This window comes from Paracrocinitomix mangrovi (assembly GCF_019740355.2).
GTDB lineage: Bacteria > Bacteroidota > Bacteroidia > Flavobacteriales_D > Crocinitomicaceae > Paracrocinitomix > Paracrocinitomix mangrovi.
The window spans coordinates 996,605-1,008,454 of record NZ_CP091819.1 but is presented as its reverse complement, the minus strand read 5'-3'; the positions used below and the strand labels follow the sequence as shown (position 1 = coordinate 1,008,454).

Annotated in this window: 9 protein-coding genes; 4 read left to right on the top strand and 5 right to left on the bottom strand. The window is 34.1% G+C overall.

Annotated features, from left to right (window positions below):
• Positions 1-10: 10 nt before the first annotated feature.
• From pseI to K6119_RS04495, 3 genes are all read left to right on the top strand, one after another.
• Positions 11-1,048, top strand: coding sequence for a pseudaminic acid synthase (gene pseI / locus K6119_RS04505; RefSeq protein WP_221835781.1), 1,038 nt, complete (start codon positions 11-13; stop codon positions 1,046-1,048).
• Positions 1,049-1,060: 12 nt separating this feature from the next.
• The gene (locus tag K6119_RS04500) at positions 1,061-2,542 is read left to right on the top strand and encodes a lipopolysaccharide biosynthesis protein (protein WP_221835780.1); all 1,482 of its coding nucleotides are present in this window, start codon (positions 1,061-1,063) and stop codon (positions 2,540-2,542) included.
• A gap of 106 nt (positions 2,543-2,648) precedes the next feature.
• The gene (locus tag K6119_RS04495) at positions 2,649-3,629 is read left to right on the top strand and encodes an NAD-dependent epimerase/dehydratase family protein (RefSeq protein WP_221835779.1); all 981 of its coding nucleotides are present in this window, start codon (positions 2,649-2,651) and stop codon (positions 3,627-3,629) included.
• Between the two features lie 2 nt (positions 3,630-3,631).
• Here the strand turns inward: K6119_RS04495 and K6119_RS04490 are convergent, their stop codons facing one another.
• From K6119_RS04490 to K6119_RS04470, 5 genes are all read right to left on the bottom strand, one after another.
• Positions 3,632-4,756, bottom strand: coding sequence for a toxin-antitoxin system YwqK family antitoxin (locus K6119_RS04490; protein ID WP_221835778.1), 1,125 nt, complete (start codon positions 4,754-4,756; stop codon positions 3,632-3,634).
• 88 nt (positions 4,757-4,844) lie between these two features.
• Positions 4,845-5,243 (bottom strand): acyl-CoA thioesterase, encoded by a 399-nt coding sequence (locus K6119_RS04485; RefSeq protein WP_221835776.1) that lies wholly within the window; start codon positions 5,241-5,243, stop codon positions 4,845-4,847.
• Entirely contained in the window at positions 5,240-7,069 is a 1,830-nt protein-coding gene (locus K6119_RS04480) for a polysaccharide biosynthesis protein (protein ID WP_221835774.1), read from the bottom strand. The genes K6119_RS04485 and K6119_RS04480 overlap by 4 nt, the downstream gene beginning before the upstream one ends.
• Before the next feature lie 115 nt (positions 7,070-7,184).
• Entirely contained in the window at positions 7,185-8,219 is a 1,035-nt protein-coding gene (locus K6119_RS04475; RefSeq protein WP_221835772.1) for a T9SS type A sorting domain-containing protein, read from the bottom strand.
• Positions 8,220-8,369: 150 nt separating this feature from the next.
• Entirely contained in the window at positions 8,370-9,287 is a 918-nt protein-coding gene (locus K6119_RS04470) for a T9SS type A sorting domain-containing protein (RefSeq protein WP_221835770.1), read from the bottom strand.
• Positions 9,288-9,447: 160 nt separating this feature from the next.
• Here K6119_RS04470 and K6119_RS04465 point away from each other — a divergent pair, with 160 nt between their 5' ends.
• Complete coding sequence (locus K6119_RS04465) at positions 9,448-11,850, top strand: outer membrane beta-barrel family protein (protein WP_221835767.1); 2,403 nt, start codon at positions 9,448-9,450, stop codon at positions 11,848-11,850.

Genomic DNA, 11,850 nt, shown 5'->3' with positions numbered 1-11,850 from the left:
TTTTTACAAGATGAGAATAGGAGATTTTGAAATAGGAAAAGGTAAAACATTCATTATAGCTGAGTTGTCGGCAAATCACAATGGTAGCCTTGAAATTGCTAAAGAAACTGTTAGAGCTGCAAAACGAGCAGGAGCAGACTGTATCAAACTTCAAACTTATAAAGCTGACACTATTACGCTTGATGTTAAAAATGATCAATTTAAAATTAAGCATGGAACTGCCTGGGATGGAAGATATTTGTTTGATTTATACGAAGAAGCTCATTTGCCCTGGGATTGGCACAAGCCACTTTTTGAAACTGCAAAAGAAGAAGGTTTGATTTGTTTTTCATCTCCATTTGATTTTACGGCAATTGATTTGTTAGAAACGTTTGATGTTCCTGCGTATAAAATTGCCTCTTATGAGATCACGGATATTCCCTTAATTGAATATGCCGCTTCAAAAGGTAAGCCTATTATTATTTCAACAGGAATTGCTGAAGTAGAAGATATTGAATTGGCATTGGATGCTTGCAGAAGACAGAATAACAACGATATTATCTTGCTCAAATGTACTTCTGCGTACCCAACGGATCCAAATGAGGCTAATCTTTCAGCAATTGCTACAATTGCCGATAAGTTTAATGTTACACCTGGTTTTTCAGATCATACTCTAGGTATTGTAGCACCGGTTATGTCAATAGCATATGGGGCAACTGTAATTGAAAAACACTTTATTTTGGATAAATCTGAAGGTGGTGTTGATTCACATTTTTCTTTAGATGAAAAAGAATTTAAAGAAATGGTTGATGCAGTTAGATTGGCTGAAAAAATGGTAGGTGTCAACAAATTTGTCACCAATGATAAAATGAAAGGGCAACGTGATTTTTCTCGTTCATTGTATATTTCTGCTGATGTTAAATCTGGTGATGTAGTGACGAAAGAAAATATTAAGTCGGTGCGTCCGGGATTTGGATTGCATCCAAAGTATTATAAAGAAGCTTTAGGCAAAACTTTTGTTGTAGATGCTGCTAAAGGAACACCACTTTCATTAGACATGTTTAAGTAAACTGGAATTCAATTGGGAATTATTCAAAAACAGGCATTACGTAGTACCATAGTAACTTTTATTGGTGCGGGATTTGGCGCAGTTTCCAGATTGTCAATGCCTGTGATATTGTCTGAGATGCAAATTGGTTTTTTAACCTTGCTGGATGCTGTTTCAGGAATGTTCATGACAATATTCTCTCTTGGATTTGATCAGATTTTAGCCCGTCTATTCCCTAGATTTAGAAATGATAGCAATGGACATAACGGATTCTTTTTGCTAGGGATATTTTTATCCTTTATCGGTATTGGAATGTCCTTTATTGCCTATTACTTCCTCAAGGATTATTTACTCCCAAATTCAGATGTTTATGGCAACTACAGCAGTTTTGTCATTTTTATTTTTCCTCTTATCTTTTTTAGAGTTTTGTTCAGAAACATGGATGGTTATGCCGGTATGTTGATGAATACCGTGTTAGGAGCATTTTTAGATGGTTTAGTTTCTAAAGTATTATTGTTGTTGGGTTTGATGGGGTTTGCGCTTTCTTGGCTCAACTTTGACCACCTTACTTTGGTGTTCGTATCTTCTCTGTGCATTCCGGGCTTAATTATCACCTTTTATGGTTTGTTTAAAACAACTAGTATTACGCTCCCTTCAAAGGAGTTTAGACAGCCTGAAATTCGAAAAGAAATATTCCAATACATTGGATTCGGTGTGTTGATGGGAGCATCAAATTCTATTATATTTTACATAGATAGTTTAATGGTGAATAAACTAATTTCATTGGAGGCATTAGGGGTTTATTCTACCTATTTCTTTGCTGCGAGATTAATGTCTATTCCTTCTCGTTCACTTGGAAGAATTTCAACAGTTGTTTTGGCAGAATCATGGAAGAATAATGATATTGATAATATTGATGAGGTCTACAAAAAGAGTTGCTTGAATCAATTGTTAATAGGAACCTTTTTACTTGGCGTTGGTTGGGCTTGTCTTGAACCCGCTATTCATTATTTACCCGGAGATAAGTCTTTGCTTTATAATGCAAATAAGTATGTTTTCTTCTTTTTAGGGATAGGATTGTTGGTTGAGCTTGCTACAGGGGTAAATGCTAACATAATAGGTACTTCTAAAAAATTCAAATTCAACACTTATTTTAATTTATCACTTGCTGTATTCGTAACTATTTTAAATTATATTTTTATTCAACTATATAGTTTAGAAGGAGCAGCTTTAGCTACAATGACTGCTATGATTTTAGTAAATTTTATGCGTTGGTTTTTTCTGGTGAAGACATATGGATTTCAACCATTTGACTCAAAGTTTTTAAAGGCTGCAATATTCAGTTTACTTTTCATTTTAGCTGCTCATTTTATTGATTATGATGCAACTCCTTCAATTAAAATAATTATCAATGCTGTATCTTTTACGGCTGTCTTTGTAGGGGTAGCTTACTTTTTTAATCTTTCAGAAGATTTGAAAAACCTGATCAAAAAAGCAGTTCCATTTTTGAAGTAAAAAAGAACTTTAAGGCAGTTCAAATTGTTGTTAATTAACAATTGAATCCTAAGAAATAAATCAGAATACAGAATATTTAAAATGAATTAGCCCTTTATTTGTATTGATGTTAACAGCTGAAGTAAAGAAATATATTGAAGGTAAAATATGTGTTGTAACTGGAGGAGCCGGCTTTATTGGTTCTAATCTGGTAGAAACATTGCTACAGCTGAATGCTAAAAAGGTAATTGTGTTGGATGATATTTCAACGGGTTCATTAGATAATATTGAGGAATTCAATGATCTTCCCAATTTTCAATTTGTAGCAGGTAGTATCACAGAATTAGATACTTGTGTTAATGTATTTAATGGAGCAGATATTGTTTTTCAATTGGCAGCCTTAGGAAGCGTTCCGCGTAGTATTGACAATCCACTTAAAACAAATGAAGTGAATGTGACAGGCTTTTTAAATGTGTTAGAAGCAGCAAAAAAGTGTCATGTTAAAAAGGTGATTTATTCATCTTCTTCATCAATTTATGGGGATGATGAACATTTACCAAAGCAAGAAGAGTTAACGGGTAATCCATTATCTCCTTATGCAGTTTCAAAACGCACTAATGAACTTTATGCCAGAGTATTTTCAGATCTGTATGACATGGATATTATTGGCTTAAGGTATTTTAATGTTTATGGTCCAAAGCAAAACATTAATGGGCCTTATGCTGCTGTAATTCCTATTTTCATCACTAATCTTTTAAATGGTTCGCCTTGTTTTATAAATGGTGACGGAAAGATTTCTAGAGATTTTACTTACGTTCAAAATGTAGTGGAGGCGAATATTTGTGCCGCGGCTAACTCAGATAATGCAAAAGATGTCATCTTCAATATTGCTATGGGTAACCAGCTTTCGTTGAATGAACTTTACGAAAATATTGAGGCTCATATTCAAAGTGGTTTAGATCCAATCCATAGAGATAAAAGGGTAGGGGACATCTCTAGTAGTTTGGCAGATATTAAAAAAGCCATAGAGCAAATATCTTATAAGCCTAAATACGAATTCTCAGAAGGAATCAAAAAGACAATTGATTGGTACAAAAATCAAAAGTAGCCTTAGCAACCTGTTAAGTTCGCTGGATTTTCTTTTTGCTTACTCTTTTTCTTCATGTAATTTTTACGAGCCTTATCATAAGTTTTTCTGTCCACTCCTTTTTCTTTTAAAAAGTCATCAGTAGGATATTCAGGCCAGTTTTTAACGTCATCTTGCTCTTGTTTAGTCAAGAAAGGATTTTTTGCCGATTCAGGCTTTTCAGTTTCTTCTCCAAACTCGTCAAAATAATGCTCTTCAACCAAAGAACCTTTCTTGTAAACTCCTTTGAATTTTATAGTGTTTTTCTCAGAATTATAATACTCTTCAAAAACCCCATCTCTGATTCCTTTTGAATAGTTTTCTACGGTCCAAATTCGTTTGTCTTTTGGATAAAATCTTCTTGATTCTCCTTCAAGACAACCATTTTCGTGATTTTCTTCATACAACAATTCACCATTGTCATAATAGTATTTACTCAAGCCTGTTTTTTTACCTTTTTCAAATTGCTGCTCTGATTCAACCAATCCGTTATCGAAGTAAGTAATGTATTTTCCATTCCAATCTCCATTACCGTACATGATTTCTTTCTTCAACGTCCCATTGGGATAAAACTCTTGTTTTCTACCGTCTAATTCTCCCATGTTCCAAGTTTCAATTTTTTGCAAACTTGAATCAGGATAATAATAACGAGACTCTCCATTTTCTGCTCCCATTACGTAGGTCTTTTCCCATTTCAAACTTCCATTGGCACGATACAATTTCCAGGTTCCGTTTTCTTTACCTGTTCCGTTTACGTCATGTGATCTTATTAATTGAAGATTCCCGTTTTCATACCATACAGTATCCACGCCTACAGCAAACCCTCCCTGAAAAGTTAAAAACATCTCCAGGTTTCCGTTATAATGACACATAATACAAGAACCTGTAAAAGGTTTACCGGATTTTTTATGCATCATAGCTCCTCCTTGATCTTCGTCCGGATAAACAGTCTCCACACAATTAGGAACAATCCTAAATCTAAGATCACGACACTTAGGTGGTTCGTTTTCTTTTTTTTGTGCAGATTGATCGATTGTTTTAAATCCATCCTGACCAAATGATAAGTTAGACATTAATAAGATGGTTACGATAGCTGTAATGTGACGCATAATTCTTGTGTTTGCTCAATTTGAAAGTTCAAAATCCTGCTTTAAATTAACAATAATACTTCAAAATTGATGCTGTATTGACTTTCAATTATCCTGTAGGATGTGCTTTCAATGCCGTAAGCATTTCTGTAGGAATAGCTTGTGTAGTTCCATTGATGTAATCCATACATACTATCACTGAACTGCCTTCTGCTCTTAAAATTCCATCCTGGTTGATAATCTTATAATACAAAGTAAAGCTTGAGTTACCTAAATGGGAACATCCTACCTCTGCAATTAATTGATCTTGCAATTGACCCGGAGAGTGGTAAATCACTTCATTTTTCTTTAAAATAATTCCGTTTTTTCTCCAATCCCATTCCATTCCTAACTGCGATACAAAAAAGTGCATGCGAGCAGATTCAAAGTAATGTAAATAAACGGCGTTGTGAATATGGCCTGCAATGTCGCAATCAGCAAACCTTACTTGTATTGGAACTTTGATCATTTATCAAGTTTTTCGAATTCTGAATTGTTACTTCTGTATTCAGGTACAACCCATTTCATGAATTTAACGATTTCTTCGTTATTCTGATATTCGAAAAGCATTACCAATTCAGAGATGCTATTTGAAATTTCTTCAAAATCATATTCTCTTACTTTGGCAACTAGAATTTGAGGATGATGTGTAGGAAGGGTATTTTCTTCATTGGTCAACAATTCCTCATATAATTTTTCGCCAGGTCTTAAACCTGTGATCTTAATTTCAATGTCTTTACCAAGTTCTAAACCACTTAGCTTAATCATCTTCTTAGCAAGGTCATAAATTTTAACAGATTCTCCCATGTCAAAAACAAATATCTCTTTGCCTTCTCCCATCAATTCTGCTTCCAATACTAAAGAAACAGCTTCTGGTATGGTCATAAAAAATCTGGTAATATCTTCATGCGTAACCGTTAAAGGTCCACCTGCTTCAATTTGTTTTTTAAACAATGGTATAACAGATCCATTTGATCCTAATACATTACCAAATCTAGTAGTGATGAACTTAGTGTCTGATACTGAATTGGCAGATTGAGCGTAAATTTCTGCAATTCGTTTTGAGCACCCCATTACGTTTGTAGGGTTTACAGCTTTGTCTGTAGATATAAGAACAAAATTGTTGACCTTATGCTCAATTGATAAATCAACAAGATTTTTAGTTCCCTGTACGTTTGTAAGGATAGCTTCTGAAGGATTATCCTCCATTAGCGGAACATGTTTATAGGCAGCAGCATGGAATACAATGTCAGGTTTAAATGTATTGAATACATTTTCTACCCTTTGAAAGTTTCTGATATCAGCAATTACACTCTCTGTTAAATCAAATACATCTTTTTCTTTCAACTCCATCTCCAAATTATATAAAGGAGATTCGGCTTGATCAAGCATGATAATTTTTTCAGGTTCCAAAGCAGTTAATTGCCTTACAATTTCACTACCTATACTTCCTGCTGCACCGGTAACCAGAATAGTTTTGTTTTTAAATTCCGATTTCAATCGGTTTGAATCTAACTTAATAGATTCTCTTCCTAACAAATCTTCAATTTTAATTGGCTTGATTTGCCCCGTCGTAAATTCTCCATTGATCCATTCAGTAGGAAGTGGAACATTTAAAATCTCAACGTTATTGGCTAAACAAGTATCAATTACAGCTCTTTTATTTGTTTTAATCGGCTCTTTAATAGCCATAATTAAACGCTTGATTTCATGCGTTTCTATAATTTTATCTAGTGACTTGCTATTGTATATTTTCAATCCTTCCAGAGACTTACCGGTTTTAGAATTGTCATCATCAATAAAACACACAATTTTCCCAGCCAATTTTGCTTCTTTTTCTACTGTGTGTTTGGTAATTAAACCATAAGTGCCGGCTCCATAAATTACAGTCGGAATTTGATCTTTGTCTCTTTTCAACTCTTCCATGTAAACGAGTTTTACAGCAAATCTGAAAACCAGTAAGAAAGAAATACACACAAAGTATTCAACAATGATTACAGAACTCGGAAATAAGTAACTGTCCTGATAGATTTTGAATTTAAAGAATGAAATGGCCACCATTACGAGTGTACCAAGAGTTGTAGAAAGAATTACCTTTTTAACATCTGCAGTAGCTGTATGCCTTAACATCCCTTTGTGCACACCAAAAATCAGGAACATAACTCCTCTAACCAATAAATAAATTGGTAATCCTGATATAAAAATGTGGTACTCGGTTGCTATAGGAAGATCAGTAGTGTCGAATCTTACCATATAAGCTACCAGTAGTGCAGCAGTAGCTATCGCTAAATCCACTAAGAAAATAGACCACCTGGGTACGTTTCTGGATGGTAACCGCATAAAAAAGGTAAATAAAATTGTCTTTTCTACCTCTTAATACGTATCAAATCTGAAAAGGATAGCTGTAATTTTATAATTTTTGAATCTTTAAGGATTCTTTTTGTGTATCTGTTTGTACTACAAGTAGATAACTGCCTGAGCTGAACTTAGCTAAATCGATTTGGAATTTGCGCTCACCCACTGGTAATTCACCTTTATAGATGTGTTTAATTTGCTTACCATTTAAAGCATATAAGTAGATGTCAAAGTCAGTTTCTTTTTGAACATTTAACACAAAGTTTGACAAATCAGTTGTGGGATTGGGAAACAATTTGGTTTCAAATACTTGTCCTTCGGTAATCTCTGTCATTTTGTTAATGATCAAAGTAGCTTCATTGTCAACATCTTTAATGGAATCTTCAACATACGTTATAAATTCAGGAGTAAGTTCAATTTCTCCATCTATCATTTGGTCATCATAGAGCGTATCCTCAACAACATCCACTAATGTATCTTCTGGTATATCAGGAGTACAATAGATATTTGATTCTGGAGCAATAGCAATTTCTCCTAGCATCATTATTTCCACTTCTTGTTCAGTAGTGTCTTCTACTTGTAACAATTCAGGAATTACAAATTCTTCTTCTTGTTCTGATGTGTAAGCTATTTTGCCTTTTACATGATGTTTATCCGGTTTAATTTTTTTGGTAGTGTCTTTGTCAATTGTGAATGTTGTAATTGACTCTGAAGATCCAGTAGAAGCAGTAATATTAAAACTACTTGTAAAATCTGTTATCATTTGTGTATCGCTCGTTTCACAAGAGGTAAATAATGTCATACCAAAAGCGACTAAACAAGCGTAAAGAAACTTGCTTTGAAAAGATCTGGGACTCTGATTTTCCCAGGCATAAAAATTATCATTCAATTCATCCAACTGTGATTTTTTAAATCTTCCACACAGGTGTTTACCTGCATTTTCCTTTAGGATTTGTTTTATTTCATTGGGACTTTTGTTACTGAAATCAAATACATCAATTTGACAAGATCCGCAGAAAGCACCTTTTTGAGTTGGTGTAAAATCTTCCCAGTTTTCGTGACAAGGTGTTGGAATGCTGATATTTTTCATAGCTGTTTTAATTAGTTTCAAAAATCAGTACAACCACTTTTAAAAAAGGTTCAAAAAAAATGGAGGTATCCCTACCTCCATTTATCCCTCAAAATGAATCCTTAAGATTCATGCATGAAAAAACCGCCAATGCGGCACTAACCCCAACTTTTAATTTACTTTTTGAACCTTGACAGTTTCAACTTGTTCACCTGAAATTACTCTTACGATATACATTCCAGAATTCAATTCACTCAATTGTAAATCAAATAATTGTCTGCCGGATGGTAATAGTCCATTATGAATGTTTCTTACCAATTGTCCATTCATGTTATATAATGTGATGTCAAATTGCGCTTCATTATCAATTTCTACAGCCAGTTGAGCATTGTCTGTAGTTGGATTAGGAAAAGCTTTTGCTTCAAAGTAATCCGGATCTATAACAATCGGTTCTGCCAGTGTTGATTCTTCAGTAGTATCTGTACCTCCTTCAACAATTGTTATTATTCTTGGCGTTTGAGCAATCATTCCTGCTATGACACCGCGGGTATAAGATTCTACAATCAAAGGTTCCTCTTGATAAACATCCACTACTCCTGCAGTGGTACAAATAATTTCTTCTACTTCAAATATCTCTGACATTTCAACTGACTCCACTTCACCCACATAGTCCAATAGATCAATAGTTTCGTTTGACAAATCAGTATTTATATATGTAAGAACCCCTTCTTCATTTTCTGCCATTTCAGTTAATTGAATATTTTCAATAACTGTTTTGTCTTCATTGTCGCAGCTAAACAAACTCAATCCAAAAACAAATACACAGGCTAATAAGAACTTGCTTTGAAATGTGCGTTCTGTTTGATTTTTCCAATGCGAGTAATTGGCTCCTATCCTACGCAATTGTTCATTTTCAAATTGCCCACAAATGTGTTCATTTTGATGTGCATCTAAAATTTTATAAACTTCGATATCACTTAATTTTCTAAAATCAAATGTATCCGTATTGCATTTAGTACAATAGTTTCCTCTCTTGGTAGGAGCCATTGCATCAAAGTCTTCATTACAAGGATTGGGAATAGAAATCATAGCTCAAGTTTTTTAGTATTTACAACTCACAAAATGAAAAGTTCATTTTATTGATGCATTCGGGTTAAGTATTCCATAAAGGAAATATTTAGCGTGTATGATTGCTATACTAAAAAGTCAAAACTTTCGTATATTTATTCAAGTCTACTACCCAAAAAAGATGAAAAAGTTAACCCTCCAATTTTTTATTGGCTTCGTTATTATATGTTGTTCAGTTGCCAATACTTTTAGCCAAACTACCTTTACAATCAAAGCCAATGTTGTTGATTCAGTAGGAGTACCAATTGAATTTGGAAATTTTATACTCTTGAACCCAAATGATTCAACCATTATCAAAGGAGTTGATGTCTGGGAAGGAAAAGTAGAGCTAAAAGGAGTGGCTGACAAAGAAGTTTTAATTAAAGTTACGGCATATGCTCATGACGCCTATTATCTAAAAACAACATTGATTCCTGATGAAAATAACATTGTAGAACTGGAACAAATAAAGTTGAGTACCAAATCAACCGATTTGAATATCGTTGAAGTTGTATATCGTAAACCTCCTTTTGAAAGAGCACCAGGAAAATTAATTGTCAATGTTGAGGAGAGCATGTTGGCAGATAGGGGAACAGTAAGAGATTTATTGAGAAGTACTCCTAATGTGATTGTAAAATCAAATGATGAAGTAATTGTAGTTGGTAAAGGCCCTGCTATTATTTATCTGGATGGTCAAAGAATAATCTCATTGGATATGTTATCCTCTCTATCTTCTAATGATGTAAGCAGAATTGAGGTGATTGAAAATCCTTCAGCCAGATATGATGCAGAGGGAAATGCTGTAATTGAGATAATAACTGTAAAAGGTACTTATAATGGCTATGAAGGTTCTTTGGGATTAAGAGGAATGAAGAGAACTGAAGAACAAGCGGCTTATTGGGGCAGGTTTAGATACAGAAAGGATTGGTTTTCAACCTACATTGGAGCTGGACAATATACCGGAAGATTACACGAAGAAGAGTCTTATTATCGCACAATAAAATCAAATCCTGTGATAGATCTTGAAAATGATGTGCTGCGTGTTACTGATCATAGATTTGACAGTTGGGTATGGGTAGATAATGATTTTAGAATTGATTCTGCCAATACAATCTTTTTAAACTATAGTTTTTCAAGAGAGAAGTTTATTGTGGATGTTGACAATTCTAACAAAGTTTATGAGGATAGCGTTTATCAAGGTTTGATAAGTAGTACGACAGTAAATGTTCCTAAAAGATTTTCCCATTCCGTTTCAACCGGATATGTGCATACAATAGATTCATTGGGTAGTGATTTCAGAATAGCAGGTCAATACACCAACTTCAATTTTTCTGGAGAAGGAGATATTTGGCAACAAACAGATTTTAATAGTACACAATCTAATCGCTATAAGAGTACCAGCAGTTCTGGAATTGAAGTTTTTATGGCTCAGGCTGATTTGTTAAAGAAATTTAATGATAAAGTAAGCTTTGCTGCAGGTATTAAAAACAGTTACGTTACCAATAATAGTGGAATTGATTTTCAAGCTGAGACCACAAATGGATGGATAACGGATTCATCTTATTACAATAAGTTTGATTATCATGAGAATGTGGCAGGTGCTTACTCTGAATTGAGTGGTAGTCTTAAAAAACTAGATTATCAAATAGGATTGAGATATGAATGGACAATTACCAAAGGAGATTCGTACGTTGGTGGAGTAGGTGTAATTGATAGAGATTATCACAATGTTTTTCCAAACATCCAACTGGATTATAATTTTACTCCAGATTTAGTTTTGGGTGCTTCCTATACAAATAGAATTCAACGTCCAAAATTTCAAGACCTTGATCCTTTTATTGAGTACATAGATTCACTTACTTCTTTTAGAGGAAACCCAAATTTGTTACCGGCAGTTTCACATAATGCTCAACTTAGCTTAATTTACATGGAGTATGCTTCTATTTCTTTTAGCTATACGAAATCCTTTAATCCAATATACTTAAGCGTGGTTCAAAATCCGGGCACTAATACGTTCAGTGCCATTGAAGACAATGTGAAATCAGCTGAATTGTATAACATTGGAATTGTACTTCCTTACGAATTAAGCTGGTGGACTACCTTCAATTCATTTTCTTACACATTTAACTCGTTTGAAATTGAAGATGATGCCCAAATTGTTGTGAATACGAAACCTACCTTATATGTGAGTTTATGGAATGAGTTCAGAATACCAAAAATCTGTGATATTGAAATTTCTTATGAATACACTGTTCCCGGAGCTCAGGGATTTTTCAGTTTGCAACCTATGCATTATTTCTATGCTGGCGTATCGCGTAAGTTTTTCAATAAAGCATTATCTGTGAGATTCAATGTCTTTGATATCTTCAAACAGTATGTTGAACGTGGTGAATCTGCCATGCCTGCATTTGATGTAAGCTACCGTTCATGGCAAGACACAAGAAGCTTTATGCTCACATTAGAGTGGAGTTTTGGTAAATTAAGAGATAGATCAATGTCAGGAATTGTCATTGATGAATCAGAAAAAGAAAGGCTGGAAGATTAA